Source organism: Cobetia sp. 4B (genome assembly GCF_018831605.1).
Classification (GTDB): domain Bacteria; phylum Pseudomonadota; class Gammaproteobacteria; order Pseudomonadales; family Halomonadaceae; genus Cobetia; species Cobetia amphilecti.
The window spans coordinates 420,920-446,799 of the sequence record NZ_CP059843.1; the positions used below are offsets into that span (position 1 = coordinate 420,920).

Annotated in this window: 19 protein-coding genes; 12 read left to right on the top strand and 7 right to left on the bottom strand. The window is 58.6% G+C overall.

The genetic code is table 11. The features are described from left to right. Positions 1–51 precede the first annotated feature (51 nt). The 6 genes from H2O77_RS01920 to glrR all read left to right on the top strand — a co-directional run bounded on the left by H2O77_RS01920 (position 52) and on the right by glrR (position 8,255). A complete protein-coding gene (locus H2O77_RS01920) occupies positions 52–732 on the top strand; it encodes a TIGR00153 family protein (protein WP_043333713.1) in 681 nt (226 codons plus the stop codon). Positions 733–772: 40 nt separating this feature from the next. Next, complete coding sequence (locus H2O77_RS01925) at positions 773–2,056, top strand: inorganic phosphate transporter (RefSeq protein ID WP_043333714.1); 1,284 nt, start codon at positions 773–775, stop codon at positions 2,054–2,056. A 183-nt stretch (positions 2,057–2,239) separates the two neighbouring features. After that, complete coding sequence (argA, locus tag H2O77_RS01930; protein ID WP_215823783.1) at positions 2,240–3,550, top strand: amino-acid N-acetyltransferase; 1,311 nt, start codon at positions 2,240–2,242, stop codon at positions 3,548–3,550. A gap of 1,089 nt (positions 3,551–4,639) precedes the next feature. Further along, entirely contained in the window at positions 4,640–6,196 is a 1,557-nt protein-coding gene (locus H2O77_RS01935; RefSeq protein WP_215823784.1) for a HAMP domain-containing sensor histidine kinase, read from the top strand. A gap of 4 nt (positions 6,197–6,200) precedes the next feature. Further along, on the top strand, positions 6,201–6,767 hold the full coding sequence (locus H2O77_RS01940) for a hypothetical protein (RefSeq protein ID WP_052384557.1): 567 nt from the start codon (positions 6,201–6,203) through the stop codon (positions 6,765–6,767). Between the two features lie 120 nt (positions 6,768–6,887). Then, on the top strand, positions 6,888–8,255 hold the full coding sequence (gene glrR, locus H2O77_RS01945; protein ID WP_054555312.1) for a two-component system response regulator GlrR: 1,368 nt from the start codon (positions 6,888–6,890) through the stop codon (positions 8,253–8,255). Between the two features lie 202 nt (positions 8,256–8,457). On the opposite strand, the gene xseA is transcribed toward glrR, so the two are convergent. Further along, entirely contained in the window at positions 8,458–9,828 is a 1,371-nt protein-coding gene (xseA, locus tag H2O77_RS01950) for an exodeoxyribonuclease VII large subunit (protein ID WP_215823785.1), read from the bottom strand. 410 nt (positions 9,829–10,238) lie between these two features. Here xseA and guaB point away from each other — a divergent pair, with 410 nt between their 5' ends. From guaB to H2O77_RS01975, 5 genes are all read left to right on the top strand, one after another. Further along, the gene (gene guaB / locus H2O77_RS01955) at positions 10,239–11,708 is read left to right on the top strand and encodes an IMP dehydrogenase (protein WP_131431234.1); all 1,470 of its coding nucleotides are present in this window, start codon (positions 10,239–10,241) and stop codon (positions 11,706–11,708) included. Positions 11,709–11,873: 165 nt separating this feature from the next. Then, positions 11,874–13,448, top strand: coding sequence for a glutamine-hydrolyzing GMP synthase (gene guaA / locus H2O77_RS01960; RefSeq protein WP_215823786.1), 1,575 nt, complete (start codon positions 11,874–11,876; stop codon positions 13,446–13,448). A gap of 534 nt (positions 13,449–13,982) precedes the next feature. Further along, positions 13,983–15,215, top strand: coding sequence for an ABC-three component system protein (locus H2O77_RS01965; RefSeq protein WP_240548676.1), 1,233 nt, complete (start codon positions 13,983–13,985; stop codon positions 15,213–15,215). Further along, a complete protein-coding gene (locus tag H2O77_RS01970) occupies positions 15,196–15,861 on the top strand; it encodes an ABC-three component system middle component 1 (RefSeq protein WP_215823788.1) in 666 nt (221 codons plus the stop codon). The genes H2O77_RS01965 and H2O77_RS01970 overlap by 20 nt, the downstream gene beginning before the upstream one ends. Further along, on the top strand, positions 15,836–18,169 hold the full coding sequence (locus H2O77_RS01975) for an AAA family ATPase (protein WP_215823789.1): 2,334 nt from the start codon (positions 15,836–15,838) through the stop codon (positions 18,167–18,169). The genes H2O77_RS01970 and H2O77_RS01975 overlap by 26 nt, the downstream gene beginning before the upstream one ends. A 155-nt stretch (positions 18,170–18,324) precedes the next feature. On the opposite strand, the gene H2O77_RS01980 is transcribed toward H2O77_RS01975, so the two are convergent. The 5 genes from H2O77_RS01980 to H2O77_RS02000 form a co-directional block, all read right to left on the bottom strand. Next, positions 18,325–18,957 (bottom strand): hypothetical protein, encoded by a 633-nt coding sequence (locus H2O77_RS01980; protein ID WP_215823790.1) that lies wholly within the window; start codon positions 18,955–18,957, stop codon positions 18,325–18,327. After that, positions 18,954–20,147 carry a DUF3500 domain-containing protein gene (locus H2O77_RS01985; protein WP_215823791.1) on the bottom strand — a complete coding sequence of 398 codons (1,194 nt, stop codon included), beginning with the start codon at positions 20,145–20,147 and terminating at the stop codon, positions 18,954–18,956. The genes H2O77_RS01980 and H2O77_RS01985 overlap by 4 nt, the downstream gene beginning before the upstream one ends. 142 nt (positions 20,148–20,289) lie before the next feature. Then, positions 20,290–21,180 carry a pseudouridine synthase gene (locus tag H2O77_RS01990; RefSeq protein WP_215823792.1) on the bottom strand — a complete coding sequence of 297 codons (891 nt, stop codon included), beginning with the start codon at positions 21,178–21,180 and terminating at the stop codon, positions 20,290–20,292. Between the two features lie 244 nt (positions 21,181–21,424). Beyond that, positions 21,425–21,739, bottom strand: coding sequence for a hypothetical protein (locus tag H2O77_RS01995; protein WP_043333722.1), 315 nt, complete (start codon positions 21,737–21,739; stop codon positions 21,425–21,427). A 203-nt stretch (positions 21,740–21,942) separates the two neighbouring features. Next, positions 21,943–22,446: a hypothetical protein gene (locus H2O77_RS02000; protein WP_215823793.1), complete on the bottom strand. Its 504-nt coding sequence runs from the start codon at positions 22,444–22,446 to the stop codon at positions 21,943–21,945. Between the two features lie 388 nt (positions 22,447–22,834). Here H2O77_RS02000 and H2O77_RS02005 point away from each other — a divergent pair, with 388 nt between their 5' ends. Further along, on the top strand, positions 22,835–23,269 hold the full coding sequence (locus H2O77_RS02005; protein ID WP_043333725.1) for a hypothetical protein: 435 nt from the start codon (positions 22,835–22,837) through the stop codon (positions 23,267–23,269). A 342-nt stretch (positions 23,270–23,611) separates the two neighbouring features. Here the strand turns inward: H2O77_RS02005 and H2O77_RS02010 are convergent, their stop codons facing one another. Next, complete coding sequence (locus H2O77_RS02010) at positions 23,612–25,225, bottom strand: hypothetical protein (RefSeq protein WP_215823794.1); 1,614 nt, start codon at positions 25,223–25,225, stop codon at positions 23,612–23,614. Positions 25,226–25,880: the final 655 nt, after the last annotated feature.

Below are 25,880 nucleotides of genomic sequence, written 5' to 3' on the forward strand. Positions count from 1 at the left end.
ACAAAGGCTTTGCTACACTCCGCGCGTCAATCCTTAACGCCGACGGCCACTATGGTAACGACCAACCCTTTCTCTTCGATGTTCGGGCGCTCGCCTTTCAAGGCGCTGCACACCCACATCATCAAGACCGACGAGTGCGCCCAGCACTTGCTGACCTTCTTCGACGCCTGCGAGCAGGGTGATTGGGAGCAGGCAGCCAGCATTCGCAAGACCATCAGTGGTCTGGAGCGTGAAGCGGACGAGTTGAAGACGCAGCTGCGTCTCAACCTGCCCAATTCGCTGTTCCTGCCGGTCTCGCGCTCCGACCTTCTCGAGCTGATCCATGTCCAGGATTCCATCGCGAATGTCACCAAGGACATCGCCGGGATCATGCTGGGTCGTCATATGCAGATACCCACCGCACTGGTGCCCGCCATGCGTGAGTATCTCAAGACTGCGGTCGAATCGGTCTGCCAGGCGCGTCGTGCGTTAGGTGAACTGGAAGACCTCGTCGAGTCCGGTTTCGGGCGCAACATGAGCGAGCTGGTCGACAAGCTGATCAACGAGCTGCATGAGCTCGAGAAACAGTCCGACGAACAGCAGATCGCCATCCGCCAGACCCTGTTCTCGCTGGAAGCCAGTCTCCCGCCCGTCGATGTGATCTTCCTCTACAAGATCATCGATTGGGTCGGCGATGTGGCTGACCAAGCGGAAAAGGTCGGTACCCGACTGCAGATCCTGATGGCGCGCTGAGCGCCATCAGGACGTCCTGCCATCTGTCCAAGAGTCTTCTATGTCCATCATTGCTCAATACGGCGATGTGCTCGTCATTCTTGCCTGTCTGTTCGGTTTCTTCATGGCTTGGGGTGTGGGTGCGAATGACGTCGCCAATGCCATGGGAACCTCGGTAGGTTCCAAGGCGATCACCATCAAGCAGGCGATCATCATCGCCGTGATCTTCGAATTCCTCGGTGCCTGGCTTGCCGGTGGTGAGGTGACTGACACCATCCGCAAGGGCATCATCGACCCGTCACTGCTGATCGAGAATCCGCAGTTCCTGGTCTACGGCATGCTGGCCTCGCTGCTGGCCGCCGGTATCTGGCTGCTGATCGCTTCCATGAAGGGCTGGCCGGTCTCGACCACCCACTCCATCGTCGGCGCCATCGTCGGCTTCTCCGCTGCGGGTCTGGGTGTGGATGCCGTCGAATGGACCAAGGTCGGTCAGATCGCGGCCTCCTGGCTGGTCTCGCCGCTGCTGGCGGGCTCCATCGCCTTCGTGCTGTTCAAGTCCGTGCAGACACTGATCTTCGACAACGAAGACCCGTTCGCGGCCGCCAAGCGCTACGTGCCGATGTACATGTTCCTGGTCGGCTTCATCATCTCGATGGTGACCATGGTCAAGGGCCTCAAGCATGTCGGCCTGCACCTGAGCTTCGAATCCAGCCTGCTGCTGGCCGTCGTCATCGGTGCCATCGTGATGGGTATCGGCGTGCTGATGGAGCGCAAGGTCGCGCGTTCACGCCTCAAGGAGAAGAATCGCGCCACCGGTGACGACTTCGACTTCAGCGGCGTCGAGAAGGTATTCGGCCTGCTGATGATGTTCACCGCCTGTGCGATGGCCTTCGCCCACGGCTCCAACGACGTGGCCAATGCGGTCGGTCCGCTGGCGGCCATCATCAGCGTCGTCGACTCTGCCGGTCAGATCGGCGCCAAGGCGAGCATGCCGTGGTGGGTCCTCGTGCTGGGTGGCGGCGGTATCGTCGTCGGCCTGGTCACCTATGGTCGTCGCGTCATTGCCACTGTCGGCACCGGCATTACCGAGCTGACGCCGTCACGCGGCTTCGCGGCCACGCTGGCCGCCGCCTCGACCGTCGTGCTGGCCTCCGGCACCGGCCTGCCGATCTCCACCACCCACACCCTGGTCGGTGCGGTGCTGGGGGTGGGCCTGGCACGCGGCATGGCAGCGCTCAACCTGCGCGTGATCGGCACCATCGTGATGTCCTGGCTGATCACTCTGCCGGCCGGCGCGATCCTGTCGATCCTGTTCTTCTTCATGTTCAAGGGCATGTTCGGCTAAGCCGACGCATGATCCAGAGCTGAATTGGTAAAACGAGAAAGGCGACCTTCGGGTCGCCTTTCTCGTATCTGACACATGGATCTCAGGGGGGCACCGCTCGCCGTGCAGGCTGCGGCGCTGATATGATGATTCATGGGCATGCCTGACATGCCATTTTCCCTCTCTCCTGCCCGGAGCTGGCTCTTGAACACGCGTTTCCCCTTCGCGGACTGGTTTCGCAACTCCTCTCCCTATATCAATGCCCATCGTGGCCGCACCTTCGTCATTCTGATCGAGGGCGATGCCCTGTCCTCGTCACGACGAACGCAGTTGATACAGGATCTGGCGTTGCTGCATACCCTCGGCGTGAAGCTGGTGGTGGTGTTCGGGGTGCGCCCGCAGGTGGCCGAGGCGTTGCAGGCTGCCGGTATCGAGGCGGACCGTCATCAGGGCCGCTGGGTGGTGACGCGCGAGATTCTCGGCCATCTGGAGCAGCAGGTCGCCACGCTGCGTCTGCGCCTTGAGGCGAGTCTGTCCCAGGGGCTGCCCAATACGCCGCTGCATGGCGTGGAGCTCTCCGCCGTCTCCGGCAATCTGGTGATGGCCAAGCCGCTGGGTGTGCGTCATGGCGTCGACTTCCTGCATGGTGGCGAGGTGCGCCGCGTGCGCAGCGAGGCGATCCAGGGGCTGCTCTCGCAGCAGGCCATCGTCGTGCTGCCGCCGCTGGGCTATTCCAGCACCGGCGAGGTGTTCGATCTGGACGCTGCTGAGGTCGCCGAACACGCCGCCGTGGCGCTGGCCGCTGACAAGCTGATCCTGCTTGGTGAAGGGGAGGGCCTGTTCGGCGAAGACGGCGAGCTGCTGCGTCAGCTCAATCCGGAGGAAGCCGCGCTGATGGCGCCGCCCCGCGATGACGACAGCGAGCTGTCGCGCCACCTGGCCGCTGCCTGTGGCGCCGCACGTCGTGGCGTCGGGCGCACTCACCTGTTGAGCTGGCGCGACCGTGACGCCCTGCTGGGCGAGCTGTTCACCCGTGACGGCATCGGCACCATGATCACGCGTCAGGGCTATGAGCAGCTGCGCAAGGCGCGACTCGAGGATGTCGGTGGCCTGCTGGCGCTGCTGGGGCCGCTGGAGCAGCGTGGCATCCTGGTGGCCCGCTCGCGGGAGCGTCTCGAACATGAGATCGACGACTATGTGGTGCTGGAACGCGATGGCATGATCATCGGGTGTGCGGCACTGCATCTCAGCCGTGACGCCGCCATGGGCGAGCTGGCCTGCGTGGCCGTGCATGATGACTATCGCCGCGGACAGCGCGGCGAGCAGCTGCTGGCCGAGATCGAGCTGCGCGCGCGTCGCGCCGGCGTCGAGCGTCTGTATGCGCTGACGACCCATACCGTCCACTGGTTCATCGAGCACGGTTTCGTGTCGGCCGGCCTGCAAGACCTGCCGCCCATGCGTCGCGAGGCCTACAACTCGGCGCGCAACTCCAAGGTATTGCTCAAGTCGCTCTAGTCACACCTCACTTGCCTGCCAGTGTGAATCGCCCAGAGAACACCCGCTGATGACCTTCCTCGATGAGGGCTGATCAGCGGGTGTTCTTGCGTAGGTGTCGCAGTTTTCCCCCACCCCTTGCGGGATTGTCTTGCAAAGGAGACGTTTCAAGATATTGATTCAGAAGGGAAAAATAGCATGCCCCGTATATGTGTTGGCAAATCGCGACGAATCGGCCAGTAAAACACGACTCTGTGTGCCGCCCCGGGCAACATTGGCATGCCTGTCGTCGTTATCGTAATTTCAAGTCATTGTTTTGTAATGTGTTTTCGCGTTTATGGCACGCCTTTGGCAATAGGTGCCGTGAGCAAGAGATATGAGGTGCATCACCGGCCCTTTCTCTGGCCTTCCAGCGATGACGGTACTCACTACCCTGTGCGCTCCGTGATCGCTGACAGGCCAAGCGTCTGCTCCACGCGATGTGTGACTTCAGGTTGCGATGAGACAGGTACGGCCCCTGGTGGGCATGGACAGTATCTTGAGGGCAAGGACGCCCGGGCAAGGATGCCCGAAACCGATGCGGTAGCCGGAGAGATTGGCTGCCGTCATCCCCGAATTGACGATCGAGGCGAGCAAGTCGGCAAGCCATCCGACTCGATCATCCACATTGCGATGTGTTGCCCCCTGCTTCACATCCGATAGGGAGCGCGGACGCTGTCCGGCGTGAACGTCAACTGACCTGGAACGACCACCAGGTGACGTTCTTTTCTCCCGGGACTGACAGGCAGACCACCTGTCAGACCCGCCAATCACTTAGTGCCTCTGGTCTCCAGGTACCAGAGGCACCACGTGATGACTGACCCTTCAGTTCCCTGCGTACTTGGGGCCGGCTATGCCGGCCCTCTTTTTTTGTGCGTCTAGCGCTGAATGGCCAACAATTTCATGCGAAACGTAGCCAATGGGGCGGTTTGTCTCGTGGCGGCGTAATGATTTGAATAAGAGTCATATTTATTAACGAACTGGCAACCGCGATGGACGCTGGTGAACTCTGGTATTCTAGGAAGACGTGATTCGATGATGACCACCCCTTTCTTGCATAGAGTTCTTTCCATGGCCTCCACAGTGTCACGACGCTGGCGTCCCCGCTCGCTGCCGCAGCTGGTTCTGATGGCATTTCTGGTGGTGATGCTGCCGATTGCCGTGCTCATGTTTCAAGCAGGGCAGGCGCTGTCGGAGTTGTCGGAACTGGCGGATGTCAGTGCCCGCCAGGCCGTCGACCAGACCCGCCGCGCCCGCACGCTGACCAATCTCGCCGTCGAGATGGAGCGTAGCGCCCGCCAGTACGCCGTGCTGGAAAATCCTGATCTGATGAAGATCTACGCCGACAAGGCCAACAGCTTCCGCACCCTGCTGGATGAGCAGGCGCGCCTGTTGGGCGAGGGCGACCCCCGCGTCAGCGAGTTGAAGGCGACGCTGTCACAGCTCGAGCGCATGCCCGAGATGAGCGTCGATCAGGTCAGTCGCCATCTGGAAGACTTCGGGCCCTTCTCTATCCAGGCCAGCGGCCTGCTCAACTCCACGCGTGAACTCGTCGATGCGCGTATCGAAGGCATCCGCGCCCGCGCCTCCCAGGTCAAGAATCAGCTGTGGTGGCAGACCGCCGCGCTGGTCTCCATCAGTCTGCTGTTGATGCTGTTCTTCACCTGGCTGATCATCCGTCCCATCCGGCAGCTGGAGCGCCGCATCAATGGCCTGGGTAGCGGCACCGACAGCGAGCGACCCATCGTCATCAAGGGGCCGGCGGAGCTGGTGCAGCTGGGCGAGCGTCTCAACTGGCTGTCGACGCGCCTGGATGAGCTCGAGGAGCAGAAACAGCAGTTCCTGCGTCACATGTCGCATGAGCTCAAGACCCCGCTGGCCAGTATCCGTGAAGGCACCGGCCTGCTGATCGACGAGGTCGCCGGGCCGCTGAGCCCGCACCAGACCGAGATTCTTGGCCTGCTGGATGACTCCAGCAAGGAATTGCAGAAGCTGATCGAGCAACTCCTCGACTACAATCTGCTGCAGCACAATCAGGGCCTCGAACAGAGTCGCTTCGATGTGCATGAAGTGTTCAAGGAAGTGCTGGCAAAACATCGCTTGGCACTGGAAAAGAAGGGCATGCGCGTGCATCTTCCGCCTGCCAGCCTCAGTTGGGAGGCGGACAGGCCGCGTACTGGGCGTATTCTCGACAACCTGATCTCCAATGCCATCGCCTACGGCGAAGACAGTGGTGACCTGTGGTTGAGAGCCCGCAAGGAGCCTCGCAAGCTGATCATCGAAGTCGCCAACAGCGGTGAACCCATCGCCGCCCAGGACCGTGACCACCTGTTCAAGCCCTTCTATCAGGGCGCGGTGAAGCGCAAGGGCCCGCTCAAGGGCTCCGGCATCGGTCTCTCGGTCGCCGCTGACAGCGCCCGCGCCCAATTTGGTCAATTGGCGCTGGTGGATGACCCCAAGGCGGATGTCTGCTTCCGGCTGACATTGCCGACACCGAGTCGCTCGCTGACGTCAGGGGAAGGCAGCGAGCATGAACCGCAGGCAGACAGGGATGCCGCCGGAGCGGATCAGCAGTCCACACCACATGAAATGGCGTCATTGAACGCCATCAAGCACGCAAGGAACTGAAGTGATGAAGGGTCAACGACTACTGATGCGCCTGGCTGCAGGCGTGTTGCTCAGTACGCTTAGCGCCTGTGGCGCCCTGACCAATATCACCATGCCGGGCAGCGAGCCGGAAGTGGTCAGCCCGAGTGTGCGGGAGAGCTGCTACGGCGCCGGCGACCTGCCGGACTTCACCGGCGAGGACTGCCTGCTGGATGAATGGGTCGCCTTCGCGCTGCAGGCCCAGCGTGGCAACAGCGGCTGGCGTGAAAGCACCCTGTTGCAGCTGGAAGGCAACCGCCACGACCGTCGCCTCGCGCGTGCCATCGTGCTCAGCTGGGGCGATGAATCGGACTGGGAGCTGGCCTCCGACCTCTACAAGGCGGACCTGCCCACCGCCCCGAGCCGCCTTCAGCCGCTGCTTCGCCAGTGGCTCAATGGCCTCGAGGAGCGTCGCGGTCTGATCGCCGAGCGTGACAAGAATGACGGTGCCCGTCGCAAGCTCAGCGCCGAGAACGCCCAGCTGACCAAGAAGCTGGAAGCCTTGACGGCCATCGAAGAATCGATCAATTCGCGCCGCCAGAGCACGCCCTGAGCCATCAGCGGCAGACTCTGGCCACGACCCTGTCACTCAATCCCCGCGATTGCATGACGCAAGACTGTGCGGCCCCGACGTCGATGTCCCAGGCCCTCGGGTGTCGCAAGGAGAGTTAGTGTGAAATACGCACAAGCGCATATTCTGCTCGTCGATGATGATGCGAGCCTGCTCAAGCTGCTCGGCATGCGTCTCGAAAGCCGTGGCTTCAAGGTCACGACGGCCAGCAGTGGCCGCGAGGCGCTCAGCCGTCTCGAAGCCGCACGTCCAGACCTGGTCCTGTCCGACCTGCGCATGGATGAAATGGATGGCATGGCCCTGTTCGGTGAGCTGCAGAAGCGTCAGCCGGGCATGCCCGTCATCCTGCTGACCGCACACGGCTCCATTCCTGATGCCGTCAGTGCCACCCGCCAGGGCGTGTTCAGCTTCCTGACCAAGCCGGTCGACAAGGACGAGCTGTTCGCCGCCATCGATGAGGCGCTGGCCCAGGCGCCGCCCGTAAAGGAGGGTGACGATGCCTGGCGCGCTGGCATCATCACTCGCTCCCCGCAGATGGAGCAGATTCTCGAGCAGGCGCGCATGGTAGCGGCATCCGATGTCAGCGTGCTGGTCACCGGTCCGTCCGGTTCGGGCAAGGAGCTGATGGCCAAGGCCATCCACAACGCCAGCCCCCGCGCCTCGCGTCCCTTCGTCGCCATCAACTGTGGCGCGCTGCCGGAGCAGCTGCTGGAAAGCGAGCTGTTCGGGCACGCCAAGGGCTCGTTCACCGGCGCGGTCAGTGCCCACCAGGGCCTGTTCCAGGCGGCGGACGGCGGCACCCTGTTCCTCGACGAGATCGGCGACATGCCGCTGGCGCTGCAGGTCAAGCTGCTGCGTGCCCTGCAGGAGCGTCAGATTCGCCCGCTGGGCTCCACCACCTCGGTGCCCATCGATGTGCGCATCATCTCCGCCACGCACCGCAATCTCGACAAGGCGATGCATGACGGCGATTTCCGCGAAGACCTCTACTACCGCCTCAACGTGGTCAATCTGAAGCTGCCCGCCCTGCGCGAGCGTGCCGAGGATGTGCCGCTGCTGGCCAAGTACCTGATCAGCCAGGCCGCCGCGCGCCACAAGCCGTTCGTGAAGGGCTTCTCGCCGGAAGCGCTCAACCTGCTGGCCTCCAGTGCCTGGCCGGGCAACGTGCGTCAGCTGGTCAACGTGGTCGAGCAGTGTGTCGCCCTGACCAGCTCCTCGATGATTCCGGAAGCGCTGGTCTCCCAGGCGCTGGCCGCGGAAGAGAACGCCTTGCCGTCCTTCTCCGAGGCGCGTGCCGGCTTCGAGCGCAGCTACCTGATCAAGGTGCTGAAGATCACCGAAGGCAACGTGACCCAGGCGGCGCGTATCGCCGGGCGTAACCGCACCGACTTCTACAAGCTGCTGGGACGTCATGATCTGGAGCCGGGCGTGTTCAAGCCGGGCGCCGAGCAGGGTCCGCCTGACTTCTAGGTTTATCGCGTCCGAAGCCACGCGAAAGACCAGGGTCAAGACCTGCGTAGCAGTTCACGAGTGTCAGTGTGAGTTATGCGCAAGGTGAGTGGTCAAAAGCGGCTCGGTGTGGCGGACGTGAAGCGCCCATGAAAAAGCCCCGTTACCTGTTCAGGTAGCGGGGCTTTTTCGGTTTGGTAGCGCGACAGTGCCGATCAGAGGATCAGGGGCGCGGCTTGTAGCGACGTTTGACCTCGACGGCGAGGCGGCCTTCGCCGAGGCGGATCGAGAGCATCTCGCCGGGCTGGGTCTGGTGGGCGGCGCGAATCACCTTGCTATCGCCGGGGGCTTGGGTCTGGCTGCTGCCGACGCGTTCGACGATGGCGTAGCCACGGTTGAGCACATTGAGCGGGCTGACCGCATTCAGCGCGCGCATCGCGCCTTCCAGGCGCTCACGGTCAGCGGCCAGACGACGTGGCAGGGCGTTGTTGAGGCGCGGGGTCAGCATCGCCAGTTGCTGTCGGTGACGCTGGATGTCACGCGCGGGGCTGGCCTGCTGCAGGCGGCGGGTCAGCTGGTCGGCCTTCTGCTGCTCACTGGTCATGCGCATGCGCACTGCGGTGTGCAGGCGGCGCTCCAGCTCGCGGGCACGCTGGCGCTGGGTTTCCAGCTCACGGGCCGGGTGACGCAGGCGCGAGCGGGCATGATCCAGACGCTGCGCCGCCTGGTCGAGGCGTGCCCGCTGCGCGCGCCACAGGCGCTGCTTGAGGGCGGTCAGTTGCTGCACCTGGGCGCGTTGGTCCGGGTACAGCGCCTCGGCGGCGGCGGAGGGCGTCGGCGCGCGCAGGTCGGCGGCCAGCTCCGCCAGGGTGGTATCGGTCTCGTGGCCGATGGCGGCCACCACCGGCAGGCGCGAGTGGAAGATGGCGCGCGCCAGATGCTGATCATTGAAGGCCCACAGGTCTTCCAGGCTGCCGCCGCCACGTGTGATCAGCAGCGCATCACAGTCGCTGTCGCGATTGGCCATCGCCACCGCGCGAATCAGCTGCGGCACCGCCTGCGGCCCCTGCACGGCGACTGGCAACACGCTCAGATGCGCCTGCGGCCAACGCTTGCGCGTCACCGCGATCACATCCTGCAGCGCAGCGCCGGTCGCGGAGGTGATCACGCCCAGATGGCGCGGCGGATAGGGCAGGGCGCGCTGATTGGCGAACACGCCCTCGGCCGCCAGTTGTTCTCTCAGGCGTGCCAGTCGCGCCAGCCACTCCCCCAGTCCCGCCTGCTGCAACGCCTCGACGATCAGCTGATAGTCGCCACGCGCCTCGAACAGTGACACCTTGGCGCGTACCCGCACCCGGTCACCATCCTTGGGCTTCTCGCGCAGAAATTGGGCACGGCTCTTGAACAGCGCACAGCGCACCTGGGCGTTGTCATCCTTGAGCGTGAAGTAGCAGTGGCCGGAGCGCGGCTGCGAATAGCCCGAGATCTCCCCCTCGATCCAGAGCTCCCCCAGGCCTCGCTCCAGCAGGCCCTTGGCCTCACGGTTGAGCTGGGTCACGCTGATGGCGTTGGCGGCAGACGAGGTTTCGAACACGCGACATTCCTTGTGCTGGAGCTGACGGGGAGCTTGAGTGAGGGCGACTATTGAAGCTTGTGAAGAGAACAAGGCAATGATGCCACAGGCGAGAAGCGAGAGACGATCCAAAGCGTCCCATGCGCTGCGCTGGCCAGCACCCAGCGAGGCTCGGCTCTGGCAAGGTGACTCACCGCCCGCCAGCCCGCAGGCCGCGCCATCCGTGGCTTTAGTTGACCAGATGGTTAGTGTCGACGGGACGTGAAGTTGCGAGTTTGATAGCCTGCGACGTTTGTCTCGGGCGGGGCGAATGGGTTATCATGGGTGATTACCTCGCAGCAACCGCTAGAACCGTAGTCATGGCGCCTGTCCATCGGGCCCTGCACTGCGGCTTTTGCGCATCCCTCATAAACTGCTACTGGGCGTTCGACATGCTACGTATAGCGCAAGAAGCTCTGACGTTTGATGACGTTCTTCTCGTCCCCGGCTACTCCGAGGTCCTCCCCAAGGACGTCAGCCTGAGATCACGTCTCACACGCGACATCAGCGTCAATATCCCGCTTATCTCCTCTGCGATGGATACCGTCACCGAAGCTCGCCTGGCCATCGCCATGGCGCAGGAAGGTGGTGTCGGCATCATCCACAAGAGCATGAGCATCGCCCAGCAGGCCGCGGAAGTCCGCAAGGTCAAGAAGCACGAAAGCGTCATCGTGCGTGACCCGGTCACTGTCAGCCCGAAGGCCAAGATCCAGGATCTGCTGGCAATGTCCGAGGAGCATGGCTACTCCGGCTTCCCGGTGGTCGAGGGTGAATACCTGGTCGGCATCGTGACCGGTCGCGACATGCGCTTCCAGCCTGACTTCAGCGATACCGTCGCGGGCATCATGACCGGCCGCGAGAAGCTGGTCACCGTGCTGGAAGGCACGCCGCTGGACCAGATCAAGGCCAAGCTGCAGGAAAGCCGCATCGAGAAGATGCCGATCGTCGATGACGAATTCCGCCTGCGCGGCCTCGTTACCGTTCGCGACATCGAGAAGGTCAAGACCTACCCGAACGCGGCGAAGGACAGCAACGGCAGCCTGCTGGTCGGCGCCGCCGTCGGCACCGGCCCGGAAACCCCGGACCGCGTCGCTGCACTGGCCGAAGCCGGCGTTGACGTCATCGTCGTCGACACCGCTCACGGTCACTCCAAGGGCGTGATCGACCGCGTCGCCTGGGTCAAGGAGCACCACCCGAAGATTCAGGTCATCGGTGGCAACATCGCGACCGCTGAAGCCGCCATCGCCCTGGCAGAAGCCGGCGCAGACGGCGTCAAGGTCGGCATCGGTCCGGGTTCCATCTGCACCACGCGTATCGTCGCCGGTGTCGGTGTGCCGCAGATGAGCGCTGTCGCCAACGTCGCGGCCGCCATGGCCAAGTACGACGTGCCGGTCATCGCCGATGGCGGTATCCGCTTCTCCGGTGACATCGCCAAGGCCATCGCCGCAGGCGCCAGCATCGTCATGATCGGCGGCCTGCTCGCCGGGACGGAAGAAGCCCCGGGCGAAGTCGAGCTGTTCCAGGGTCGTACCTACAAGGCGTATCGCGGCATGGGTTCCATGGGCGCCATGTCCCAGACCCAGGGTTCCAGCGACCGTTACTTCCAGGACAAGAATGCCGGCGTCGAGAAGCTGGTACCGGAAGGCATCGAAGGCCGCGTGCCCTACAAGGGCATGATGAGCGCCATCGTGCACCAGCTGATGGGCGGCCTGCGTGCCTCCATGGGCTACACCGGTAGCCAGACCATCGAAGAGATGCGCACCGTGCCGCAATTCGTGCAGATCACCGGTGCCGGCTTCGCCGAATCCCACGTCCACGACGTGCAGATCACCAAGGAAGCGCCCAACTATCGGCGCGACTGATACATAGCGAAGCGCGACGCAAAGCGGGAGCCCAACACGGGTTCCCGCTTTGCTTGGGTCGAACGAACTTTCGGTATCGGCTACCCTCGACGCCAGATTGTTTCGGCCCTGCGCTCCCTCGCAGCTCCGAAGCGGGTCTCACGACTCCCCAATGAGAGACTGAAGATGCAAGACATCCATTCCCACAAGATCCTGATCCTCGATTTCGGTTCCCAGTACACACAGCTGATCGCGCGTCGCGTGCGTGAGCTGGGCGTGTTCTCCGAGGTGCGTGCCTTCGACATCACCGAAGAAGAGATCCGCGAGTACAACCCCAACGGCATCATCCTGGCCGGTGGCCCGGAATCCGTCACCGAGCTGGACTCGCCGCGTGCGCCTGAGTGCGTGTTCGAGATGGGTCTGCCGGTGTTCGGCATCTGTTACGGCATGCAGACCATGGCCGAGCAGCTCGGCGGCAAGGTCGAAGGCTCCAACGTGCGCGAATTCGGCTATGCCCAGATTCGTGTCGACGGTGAGTCCGCGCTGTTCAAGGACATCAAGGACCACCTGGACGACGAAGGTCGCCCGCTGCTCGACGTCTGGATGAGCCACGGTGACAAGGTCGCGAAAGTCCCGGAGACCTTCACCGTCACCGCCTCCACCCCGAGCTGCCCGATCGCCGCCATGGCGTGGGAAGAGAAGCAGTTCTACGGCGTACAGTTCCACCCGGAAGTCACCCACACCCTGCAGGGCCAGCGCATCCTCGAGCACTTCGTGATCGAGATCTGCCAGTCCGAGCGTCTGTGGACTCCGGCCAAGATCATCGAAGACCTCACGGATCGCGTTCGCGCTCAGGTCGGTGACCGCAAGGTGCTGCTCGGCCTGTCCGGCGGTGTCGACTCCTCCGTGGTCGCGGCGCTGCTGCACAAGGCCATCGGCGACCAGCTGACCTGCGTCTTCGTCGACAACGGCCTGCTGCGCAAGAAGGAAGGCGACCAGGTCATGGAAACCTTCTCTCGCCACATGGGCGTGAAGGTCATCCGTGTTGACGCTGAAGACCTCTTCCTCGGCAAGCTGGCTGGCGTCAGCGACCCGGAAGCCAAGCGCAAGGCCATCGGCAACACCTTCATCGAAGTGTTCGATGCCGAAGCCGCCAAGCTCAAGGATGTCGACTTCCTCGCCCAGGGCACCATCTACCCGGACGTGATCGAATCCGCTGCCAGCAAGACCGGCAAGTCCCACGTCATCAAGTCCCACCACAATGTCGGCGGCCTGCCGGACGACATGAAGATGGAACTGGTCGAGCCGCTGCGCGAACTGTTCAAGGACGAAGTCCGCAAGGTCGGTCTCGAACTCGGCCTGCCCTACGACATGGTCTACCGTCACCCCTTCCCGGGGCCGGGTCTGGGCGTGCGTATCCTCGGAGAAGTGAAGAAGGAATACGCAGACATCCTGCGTGAAGCCGACGCCATCTTCATCGAAGAGCTGCACAACTTCGACTGGTACCACAAGACCAGCCAGGCGTTTGCCGTCTTCCTGCCGGTCAAGTCCGTCGGCGTCGTCGGCGATGGCCGCCGTTACGAGTGGGTCATCGGCATCCGTGCCGTCGAGACCGTCGACTTCATGACGGCCCGCTGGGCGCACCTGCCGTATGAGCTGCTGGAGAAGGTCTCCAACCGCATCATCAACGAGCTGGAGCACGTCTCGCGCGTCACCTATGACGTCAGCAGCAAGCCGCCGGCCACCATCGAGTGGGAATGATCGCCTGACGATCACCCCTCGCTGAGCTGACGCAGCGTTCTGTCTAGACGGTCTCTTGACCTGATCGAGACGAGAACGCAGCAAGCAAAAAGCCCTTCAGGCCATTGGCCGGAAGGGCTTTTTTGTGACTGACTGAATAGGATGGCTTTCCATAGTGCTTTATTACTAGGTCTTTTAAGAATTTAATTAAGTAATTGGTGTCTGTGTATTTATCCTGCTGTATGTTCAACTAGTAGTCTATAGTCTTAAGTCTGGGAATCGAGTAATCAAAAGCGAGATCAATTTCTAAAATAAACATGCTCGGTTGATAGTGCGATCTGTAAGGTTGAATTCTGAATATGTCACGAGTGAAACATCTTAGATAGAAACTCTGGCATTACACTTAGATTCTACAGTTTAGAATTTTTTCTTGAGAAAATTTTGATAAACCTTGTAAAAATATGAAATATAAATATAAAATAGTCTTAGCGAATGCACAGAAAATTTGGTATTCAGTAATATCATATTGGTGCACTAATGGTAAAAGGAGTTTCCGTGAGCCAAGAAAATAAAGAGCAATACCCTAAAAGTGCTATATCCTCTTGGAGCGGCTTCGTCTATCAAGGGAAAATTGCACTTTATCATTCCCTCAAGATTATTAACGAGGGCGCTCTTGACTTCGAGCTACAGCTAGACAGTAGTGATGATTTTGCTATCTATATAAATGGCAAGCTAGATACGGCACATCAAGTCAAAGCTAAAATTTCCAAGTATCGGAGTGGCTATGCTGGGGCCTTAGAGCAGTCTACTTTAATAGAGCACGACAAAATAAAGGGTACTAAGCGTTATTTTCATACCTCTGTCCCGTTAGATGATACCTCTGACCACAAGGGTACTAGCGGAGAAGTCGTAAAATTTTATTGTTACGGAGATAAGTTTCATTGTGGTTTAGGTGAAATTGAGGAGCTGACTAAAGAACTCATAAAGAAGTTATGTAAAAAAGAATCTATTACTCTTAGCGAAAAACTTATAAACTTTAATTACTGCTTGCTATCAGAAAAAATCAGCACCCAAGCAATAAAAATTCATAAATTAAATCAAGATGATAGAGTCTCAGAAAATAGAGCTGCATACGAGAATCGTATTAAAGCAAGCACTATTTTGGAAGATCTGAAAAAAGAAAATCCCTATCTGGACCGGGACTACTATTCAGTTGATCTGAAAGCCAGGTTCCAGACTCATCTAGAAGAGCGCCTAGATAAGGAGCTATTAACAATGGATGATGCTACTTATGAGAGAGCCAGATATCTGTGCGAGCACGTTCGTGATACACATTTCAACGAATTGAAAACTCTGTGTCAAATGATGAAACCCTCCGAGCGGTTTCAGGACGTTCAGACGAACGACATTAGGCGATATACCAAACTCATCCAAGATATCTCGGCTGAGCCAATATTCGATCATCTACCACATTATCTAGATGGAGAAAACCGATTCTACGTACCTACCGCTCTTGACGTAGATGAAAGCGAAGAGTGTGAATCGGATATGATTCGTGAAATGAAAAATAATGGGGATCTGCTAAGACTACTGTTTGAGTACAACCACCTAATCGCCAGCAAGGCAGAAACCTCTTTCACCTTCAATACGAAATTCACAAACTCGGATGATTTCGACAATAAGCAGGATGTTGAAAAGCTTAGCAGTAATATCACGAAGTCTCAATGCATTAACGTAATGACAAAAGATGACGCGGAGGATCGACTGAATGATAAAGCAGATTATTGATGAAGCACTTGTTGCTCATAGTTTTGTAAGTAAACGTGAACTTGACACCACAAGCTTTTATGTTCGTGAATCTCGGTCAGCCATCAGATTCGCAGTCGTACATAAACTTGACGATCTCTCTGCCCCCGCCGAGCTGAATAACCGAATCAATCAGTTGGCTCCTGAGGAGTTTCTCAGAAACCCAAGCTTCAAGAAGAATTGCGATTTGATTTTCCTTTATCGTCTTGATGTTTTGACCGAATTCAAGGATCACGAAGAAGAAATTTTCGCTATCGAGGAAGATCCGCATTTTTATAAAAAATATGTCCTCTATTACAGCATTGCGGAAGAAAGCGCTCTCACTAATTTTACCTACGAAAAACTAGTGTCTGTGATTGCTGATAAAAAGGAGTTTCTTGACTACAAAAAAAATCCTCTTGTCGCCACACAATATAGCTTTGCAGCGAAGACTTTTATCAAGCTTCCTTTCTTAGAACTACCTAGCCATCAAGGAAACCTCGTGTCTTTGAGATTGCAAGCAACTGAGGCCGTTGCTGAAGCTGGTTTGGACGATATGTATTCGACTATTCAGAAAGTCACAAACAAAAACGCCGACGATATTATCAAGGAAATGATTCGAAATGAAATGGAAAATATCCAAGATTGAAGTCTCTAGTTTTAAAGCATTTAAGCATGTTTGCTTAGATCTCAGCGAGTCGTCCTTGCTAACTCTGGACGGTCCTAACGGTTATGGCAAGACAAGCATATTCGACTCCATCGAGCTGCTTCTCACCGGCCAGATCAATCGAATACAAAACCTATTTTCCACTTTATTAACCAAGAATAAAAGGGATTATGCGGACAACCTCTTCTGGAATAATCGCTCAGGTGAGAACGATCTTTGCATTAAAATTGAATTTATTAATGATGATCGAAAACTTGTTTTAGCCAGATATTGTCCAGCTACAGTATTCAAAAAGCCAGCAAATAATCGTGCAGATAAATACGAGAATTTCAAGCTCTACGAACTACCGGAATTCGAATCATCTGACTTCACGAAGAACAATCTTCGTAACAATAGTTTTCTTGACGAAATTTTCGGAAAAAACTTTAGAGAAAATTTTTCATTCCTAAACTATCTGGAGCAAGGTCAAAACCGGCTGCTACACACTCGGGTAGATGAACGCAAGGATAAACTAGGAAACCTCTTTAATATCAGTGATATCGAAGCCGAGATCGAAAGCTGCAACGACATATATAGTAAAATCACAAAGCACATCAATAATCCTCAGCGTAAGTCAAATGTTGAATCACTCACTGAAGAGATAGCCACCCTAAGAGGCATATTGCAGACAGATGTCGGGGTCATTGAATACAAAAAGCTATCGACGACAGATGTCCAACCAGGATGGGACAAGGAGATCTTGTTCTCAACGTATTCAGCGGCAGATCATGCTGCCTACCAAGAATGCGTTCGCAAGGTTATCGCTCTTCTGCCACTTAAAGCCACGATAAAAACCAGAGTTCACAATGAGACCATCGATGCCGATATTGAACGTAACGAGGAATCTCTGAGAAGTCTGGCTCAGTTTGGTAAAGACTTAGACAGACTAGACGAGCTTGATGCTATTAAGAAAGGAATTGATAAACTAGAGCGTTCAGCAAGCATCATCAGACGCGGCGGCACTGCAATCAAGTTCGAAGAAGCCCAATCACTACCAAACTTGGCGGATGAGCGCCTTGAGTGGTTTGAGTCAAAAATTGAATCCAGAAACAGTCTGAGAGAAAAAAGTAATACCAATGCGAACGTCATAGTCGAATTGGAACGCTTAAAAAATCAGTTGCTTAACGAACATGGCAAGCCCTATCCCGAAGATCAGTTGTGCCCTCTCTGTGGTGCTGATTGGGAAGATCACGAAACAATGATGGGTGTCATTGAAACAAGAGCTAAGCATATATCTAGTTCATTAGGCCAAGACGGCAAGAACTTAGTTAACCTTATTTCTGATATAGACGCTGAGCTGAAGCTCATAGACGCCCATATACAAAATAGTCTAAAGCGCCTTATGTCTACATATGAATTAAATCTTCATGCAGCACTGAAGAAAATTAAACTTCGGCTCCCAGCTATAACCCAATTACAAGAGAGGCTGCAAAGAGAAAATATTCAAATTGCCGACCCGTTTACGGAAATAAATGACGTAGTAGATGAGCGACTTGAGAAGCTCAAGGAAATTCTCAGAAATAAAAAACAGGTTGAGTCTGATGCTTTAGCGCTGCCAGGGGACTGGCGTGAAACAATAAATAGCGCTTTTAAAGACCTACAGGACTTCTACATAATCACGGCTGAAGACCTGAAGGGTAAAGAACAGTACATGTCGGTTAAAGCTAACGAGGCTAAAAATACCAGGCTACAAAGCTGTACTTCCAAACTTGAACTTATCGAAAAAGAAACCCAAGCAGCCCAAAAAGCAGGAGATAAAGTCAAAAAACTTCGTGACACACTGAAGGAAACAGAGAAAAATTATACCGACCAGACAATTTCGGCTATTGAGTTCATATTCCATATCTATAGTGGCCGACTGATTCAAAATTACCAGCGTGGCCTGGGCCTGTTCATCGAGAGTCGCGAAGGTACGCAGTTGAGGTTCCTAACTGCTGAAAAGTCTGAGCATGATGCAGTAATGTCCATGAGTTCTGGTCAGGTGTCTGCACTTAGCCTTGCCTTCTTTCTCTCACTCAACAAGGTCTATGCTAAGGTACCTCTCATCCTTATTGATGATCCGTCGCAATCTTTGGATGAAATAAACATTGCATCCTTAACTGATCTACTTCGTTGTGAACTTAAGCATTGTCAGTTGGTTGTATCCTCACACGAGGATGATATCTCTGCCTATATGCGCTACCGGTTCGACAGAGCGGGCCTAAAAACAAGCTCACTAAATATGCAACTCTTAGCGAAAGAAGCTTCGTAGAAGCCATATGTTAAAGCTGAGGCAGCATTCTGCCCCTAGCGAAAGCAAGATACAGAACGCAGCAAGCAAAAAGCCCTTCTGGCCACTGGCCGGAAGGGCTTTTTTTGTGGGCGCGTTTCAGGAAACGCTTACCGCCTTGTTTACTCCAGCTCGGCTCACTCCTGCTTGGCTGGCGTCTGCCTGGCCTTGCGTAGATCGAGCCGGACGCCGTGGGCGGAGTGGAAGAAGCCGAAGTCGGCCATCAGGTGGGTGTCGCCTTCGGGAGTTTGCCATTCGACTTCGGCGCGGTGATTGCGGACTTCGTGCATCACGGCGTCGTACTTCAGCAGCAGTGAGTTCGGTTCGGCTTCCTCGGTCTTCACATCCCATTGTGTGACGACCAGCAGGTAGTCGCCGAGTTGTTGCTGATAGGTGGAGGTGAGATGCGCCTCGGTGAGCGTCAGCGGTAGCGCGTCGCCATCCTTGGAGAGTGCCAGATGCTGATTGAGATAGTCGCCGAGTTGATCTGTCAGCGTCTGCGCCAAGGGAGCATCGGGCTTGGCGTCACCAAGCGCTGCCAGTTGTGGCGCGGCGATCAGCAGATCTTCATGCGGGAACTGGAGAGTGAGCTTGAGCGTATGCTGTGGCTGCTGCTGGAAGAGGAGCGTGCTGCCGGGCAGGGCATGGGCGTGAGCCGTCTGGACGATGCCCATGCCGCTGACTCCCATGCCGCTGATTCCCAGGGCATTACCGCCGATCATCACCGCGAGCGTGAGCAGTGCCGCGCGCCACGGCGAGCTGCGGGTCATTCGCTCTGGCCGCCGTAGTCGTCGGTGCGGTCACGCCATACCGAGTGCGGATGGTTGCCGACCTTGTCGGTGGACTTGTTGGACTGCAACGAGAATTCGATCCACAGCGACGGGCCGTGTATGCGCACATAATCGTTTTCGGCGCTGACCTGCGGCGTGCCGGAGAAGCCGAGATAGGTCTCGGGAAGCTCGGAGGTGTACTTCTCCATGTAGGCCGCGGCTTCGGGGGCGGAGATGTCGTCCACGTAGGTTTCGATGGCCGTCAGCAGCAGCGCTTGCTGGTCATCATCCAGCTCGGAGACCGGCAGGCCTTCATAGCTATCGGGGATGGCATCGTCGGCCTGGGGGCCAGCGAGAATATCGCGGTAGGTGCCTTCCAGCGTGGCCTTGGCCTGCTGATCATCGGAGAGCGAGCTCAACAGGGTGGCGAAGGCATCGCGTTCCTGGGTCAGCGGCTCGTTCACGCGGCCGTTCATCTCGAAATAGGGGAAGGGTTCCACGCCACGGAAGGAGGGCGTGGCCCCGGCCAGCTTGCCGTCGGTGTAGGTGTTGGCGAAGGCCATGTGGTGGCCGCCGTAGTACAGCTCCCAGGTGCCGGTCTCGCCGGGCGTGCCGAGGAAGGCGAACTTGGTGTTGTAGGAGGAGTAACCGGCCTTGTAGTCGGTGCTGACGGTGTTGATGTAGTCATCGGCGTTGAGCGTCTGGAGCATCTCGTCGAAGCCTTCATCGGGCGCGTGGCCGGTGGCTTCCAGCATGATGGCTTTGACGAGGCCGCGCTGCTTGATGTTCAGCTCGCCCAGCAGCACGCCGGGGCGTTTCGGGAAGGCGCCAGCGGGCAGATTGCTCCAGTTCTCGGCCTCTGCGAGGGAGTAGTCATGCTGCAGGTTCTGCAGGATGTCATCGTCAGAGATATCCGCCTTGAGCAGATCAATCAGGCACAGCATGCGCGCATAACCGGGTGTGTCGCCGCACTCGGCGGCGCTCTCGGGGATGGGCACGCTCTGCATCTGGGTGCTGGTATCGCCCATGCGCGCGCGCAGTGCCTCGCTCAGCGCCTGGTCTTCCGCTGACATCGGCGGCGGGCCATCGTGATCGGGCGGCGGCCCGTCGTGCCCTTGTTGTGCGAGGACGGGGAAGGACAGGAGCGCGGCCAGCGCGGCTCCTCCGGTCACTGCGAGACGTCGGGACATCGATGGGCCTATTTTCCGGGGACAGGAGGAAAACCTTAGCCCGCCTGCCGTCGAGCATGAAGCCTTCGCCAGATGATTTCTTTGTGCACATGCCGTGGCCTGTGCGTCGGCTGGCGACGACAGCCACGGGCTACATCACGGCTCACGCCAGTGTCAGGTCACCGTCGTATTCGAAGCGTCTTTCCTCGCCGGTGACGGGGTCAATGAACTCGAATCCCTTGGAGAGCAGCTGCAAGGGGCGTGCGTAGTCATCCGGCGAGAGCGGTTGCAGCACGGGGTAGTAGCGGTCATTCAGAATCGGCCAGCCCAGCGTCTGCATATGCACGCGTAGCTGGTGGGTTCTGCCGGTGACAGGGTGCAGCTCGAACAATGCCTGGCTGGCTGTCTGCTGCACGCAGCGAATCACCGAGTGGCTGTTGGCCGCGCCGTCGGTGACATGAATGCGGAAGCGTTGCTCGCTCTGCTCGAGACGATTCTTCACCTCCCACTGCTGGCCCACCAGGGATTCATCGCTGTGTGTCTCGGCGATGGCCTGATAGGTCTTGTGGATATTTCGTGACTTGAACAGCTGATGGTAGAGGGGGCGCGTGTCGGGATTGACGGAGCACAGCACCAGCCCCGCCGTGACCCTATCCAGCCGATGAACCGCCTGCAGCGCCTCTATTCCGGTGCGCTTGCGCAGCCGCTGTTGCAGGCACTCGTTCACGTACAGGCCGCCGGGCGTCACCGGCAGGAAGTGCGGCTTGTAGGCCACCAGAATGTGCTCATCCTGATAGAGAATCCGCTCCGCGAAGGGAATGCTCGGCTCGCTTGCCACCTCGCGGTAATAGAACACGCGCAGATGTGGCTGGTAGGGCGACTCAGGCGTAATCCGCGATCCATCATCGCGATGCACCTTGCCCTCCGCCATGCGCTCGCGCCAGCGTGACTCGGCAATCGCCGGAAACTTGAGCAGCAGATACTCCAGCACCGTCGTCACACCGGGATTGACCTGAGGCAAGCTCAGCTTGGAAGGACGCGCGGAAATGGACATGGTGGGCCTGAGGTTAGGAGGAGCGGCTTGAGGGAGCCATTGTACAGGGTGAGGCGGGGGGCGACGTTGTCAGTATTTTTGTCGCTGTTATAGGTAGGGAGAGCTGGGGCCAGAGGTGTGATCAAGGCGCTGATATAAAACATCAAAAAAGCCCTCCCGGCATCGCCGGGAGGGCTTTTTCATGCGTCTTGCGGACTACCTTCACCGATGGGTTGATCTGCGGGATTCTACTCAGATCAGACTATTACATCGGGTGTTGCTCTTCTTCGTAGAGCTCGGCCTTGGCGTCGCGTAGGACATCTTCGCAGGCGCTGTGGTTGGCCAGTTGCAGCATCAGATTCTGGCTGAGGGCGAAGCCCTTGCCCAGGCAGGTGTCGACCTCTTCGCGGGTGAGCGCCGGGGTGACATTGCAGTCAATCTTCATCGTACGACTACCGCCATCAAAGCGGTCGGCGAGGGCGCGCAAGCGCCAGGCAAGCCGTGTTTTCCAGCGGGCGGTGGGGTCGGGGCCTTCCGTCACGTCGAGCGTGCAACGCCATTCAGGTTTGTAGACCTTCATGTGAACCTCCTCGGCTGGTCGTTTTCAATGATCGATCGTGATGTTCTGCTCCGCGTGCTGTGCTTGATGTCGTGCCTTGTTGCTCGTACCAGAAATGCGTTCCAGTCGTGCATATGACAGTCGTGCTCGAGGCTCGCGCGTCATCTTGATCGACGACAGGCCGAGCCTCTCTCTCACCATACGAGTTTTGGCGCCGAGATACATCAGTCTGAGTGTAAACGTTGCTTATCCTGATGTATCTGCAACAGCTGCTCCAGCGCCAGATGCAGCCAGTCGAAAGTATCAAGGGGCCTCACGACCCGCGCTGGCTCGCCACTTTGTGCAGCCGTGGCGGGGCTGTCAGGCGGAGTGTGCTCACCCAGCAGCTCCGCCAGGCTCTCGATCTGGATGCCTTCGCGTAATGCGAATGTCTCAAGCTCGCCACTGGCCAGCCAGATCTCCTGAATCACCGTCGGCACCGCACTCATGGCACAGGCGTAGTCGAGAATCTCGCCGCGCTCGCGTTCTGCTGCAATGCGCGCGGCATGCGCCAGCAGTTGGGCGCTCAAGGCCGGAAAGCGCGCCTCGGCAATGCGTGCCGGCAGGTGCGAGTCGCCAGGCCCGGGCGCTTGCCAGCGGCGCAGCGCAGGAGAGAGCTGGCTGGAAGAGCCCGGCATTGAAGCGTCTGACGACGGACAAGCAGAGGAATGATCAGTCTTGGAGGCCATGTGGATAAACTCCAGCGCGAAGGGCGAGCCGGTAGGCCGGCCGAGGGTCGAGGGCTAGGGACAAAGGTCAGGGCGGGGCTGCAAAGGCGATAGCCGCAGATGGATCAGACAGCGACAAAGGCAGAGTGTTGGATGGCGGGAGAGTCAGCGTCTCTTGCGCGGCAGTCACTGCTGCCGTTTCGCCCAGCAATGGCAGCTTGAGGGCGTTAGACCCTTCGATGCGGCAGGCGTTTGCGCCAAGGGGCGCGAGGCGGGATTACGCTGCCAAGTGGTTAATTTTGCGAGAAAAATCATCAATCGATGCAACCAGACGGCCACTTCGTGCGTACACAGCAGTACGTGCCTGCTGCGTTGCAGCGCTGGCCCATTCCCCCTGGAGAGAATTGACATGACGAAGTACGCCGATCGAATCCGCATTTCCCTGTTGCTGCTGCGCCTCGGGGTCTTCCTCGTGATCACGATGTGGACACTGGACAAGTTCTTCAATCCTGGCCACGCCGCTGCCATCTTCGAGAAGTTCTATGCCATCGGTGGCATGGGCGAGGGCATCGTCATCGCGATTGCCGTCATCGAGATGGTGTTGTTGCTGCTGTTCGTCACCGGCGTGAAGAAGACCCTCACCTACGGTCTGGTGCTGTTGCTGCACGCCGGGTCTACCTTCTCTGCCTTCAAGCAGTATCTGGACCCGTTCGATCACCTGCTGTTCTTCGCCGCCTGGCCGATGCTGGCCGCCTGTGTCGCGCTGTTCATGCTGCGCGAGATCGACACCTGCTTCACCCTCGGTGGCAAGCAGGCGCGTCTTGAGGAAGAAGCGGCACGCTAAGTGCCCGTGGCCGAGCTGGCTGCAAGGTTCGGCCAAAGCTCTTGCTGAGATGACACACAAAAGCGCCGCTTGGGACATGCCCGGGCGGCGCTTTTGTGTGGGGAGGTATCGCCATCGTGCGTCTTCGTGTGGCCTTTCTTGCTTGCGCCGGGGAGAGTGGGGGCTCCAGCGTCGTTATATGTTGTTTCTTGTTATGTTTATCCAAAAGGCAATCAGTTGGATTATGTACAGGTGGTAAAGCCCATGATTCTTTCTACTGTGCTCCATAACCAGCATTACGTAATCATCTGATGGCAAGGCCCACAGGCAGCACTGTGCTTGCTCAGGTCACGTCATGCCTTGCTACGCCATGCGGGATTTCTGCTGCAGGCCCAGTGAATCACTCAGCACCTTGAGGGCGCTGGAGAAGTCCTCAGCGTCGCTCGTCTGTTCGAGGCTGTCCGCGCTGGCTTTCTCGCTGACGACACTGTTTGCGATGGTCTTGTCGCTGGTCTTGTCGCTAGCGCTGGTCATTCCACTGCCGCTGACGCTTGCCATGCCGCGATCGCTGGCGATCACCTGACCGACGGAGTGAGCAGTGTCGCTGCCGAGTGCGTCGTCACTGGCGTTGCGCGCGATGATGGCGTGGAGGGCCGGCAGGCTGGCGTGATTGTGGAACTGCCAGACGCCATAGATGCGGCCATCGAAGGAGGCTTCACTGCCCAGTGTCGGGTCGACGGCAAGACCGGCGCCCAGCCCGAACATGTAGAGGCCCGCAAGACGCTGGCCGTGGATGTCGCAGGGGTTGCCGTTGGCATCGGAATCCAGCCCGCCATTCACCTCGCGCAACGTGATGGGCTGATGATGGGCGTCGCTGATGGTGGGCAGAATCGGCTGATAGCCGTTGCACTGCACCACGATGGGCGCGTCGGCGAGCACTTCGCTGGCCAGTTCCAGGCGTTGGGCACTGCCGGGGCCGGTCTGTACCAGCTGGATGTCCATCGCGCACTCTTCGATGCGGCCGGTGGCCAGAATTTCCTGACCGATGGCCAGTGCCCGGTAGCGCAGCCCGCCGGAACGGTTGATGCGACCGCTGATCGGGCACACATCGCGCTCGGCATCGTAGTGATAGCCTGCGGCGCGCGCTTCTTCGGCGTTCTCGAAGAACAGCCGAATCGGCGAGCGATGCAGCAGGGTAATCTCCTTGACGCGGGTATTGCGCAGCGCGTCGGCCAGCACGTCGAGCATCGAGAAGGCGCTGTGCGAGCCACCCACCACACAGACGCGACCACCACGCCGCAGGCGCGGCAGCAGCAGGCTGCGCAGCTGCCCCGGCGGCATGCGCAACAGCTCATCGCCGCTGTAGATGCGTGCGCGCCGCGACGGTGTCAGTCCCTGACGATTGAGGCTCTGGGTCAATCGCTCCGGGCACTGCTGGCCGCCCAGATTGAGCACCAGGTTCTCGGTGCGCAGTCGCGACGTGCGCTGGGCCACTTCCGGTTCATGCGAGAGGGTCAGAATGCTGGTGCCATCGAGGTACTGCAGCGTGTCCAGGCTGGTGCCGCACCACATCTCGACGCCCGGCAGGGCGGTGATGTGCGCCAATACCAGGGCACTGGCGGCTTCCAGCAGCTCGCCGATCTCATCGAGTCGCGGGGAGGAGTAGGGATCGGCCCGGATTCGCTCCAGGCAGGCTTCGCTTTCAAGCGGGGCCAGCACGTCGGCGAGTGCCGGGTCGCGCAGGCAGTCGAGGAACACATCGCCGACCGAGTTGGCGGTGATGCGATATTCGCCCAGTCGACCAGCGCCAAGCTTGCCGCTGGCGTGGGTACCGCCGGCATCGAGAATCAACAGTCCGTGGCGGGCCAGTGTCGTGATCTGGCCTGTCTTGAGGGCATTGAACAGAAATCCCATGCCTGCCGGGCCGACACCGGCCACGATACATCCGTAGCCCGTGATTCTTGAGAGGTCCTTCATGTCGTCTTGCTCCCTGGGTCGTAGTGACATCTTGTGGCTGTTTCGGTAGAGAGGTGTGATCCCCTCTGACAGCTGGCGGCTTGAAGACTGCGCCGCTCTATTGCTGCTCCCCTGTTGTCGGGGCAGCGGTGACCGTGGTGTTGCGGGTGGCAAAGATCGCCTGTCCGTGCGATATCATTTGCTCTTTGACGTGCTATTACAGCAACTTGCATGCGTGTGGTGCCGCGCATTGCAGCGATGAAGCTGCAGGATTCACGTCAATGGTGTTTCCATGGTGTTGCCGGTTCTGAGTGCCGGTTCTGAGTGCCGGCGACCTGTGCCTTGCGCCGGGCTTGATGACCGGTTTCATGACCAGCGTGATGACCGGTTTCGCACTGGCTGTCAGTGCGCTTGCAACGACCCAATTCGGGAGACCACCCCGAGATCGAAAACGCCTGTGCGGCACGGACAGCATTTCGCTATCTGCAAGTCATTGATATTCATGACATCGATTCAGGTGGAGCCTCTGGGCGCGCAGCGGCACCGCTGCGGTAGCCGAGCGGTATCCAGCAGCACATCACTGATGAGAGGTGGCATTCCTCATACCCGGCATGGGGATGGGCCCATCTCGGTATGCGCCAATCCTGGTGTGTCATTGGCACTGATAGTCTGAGGC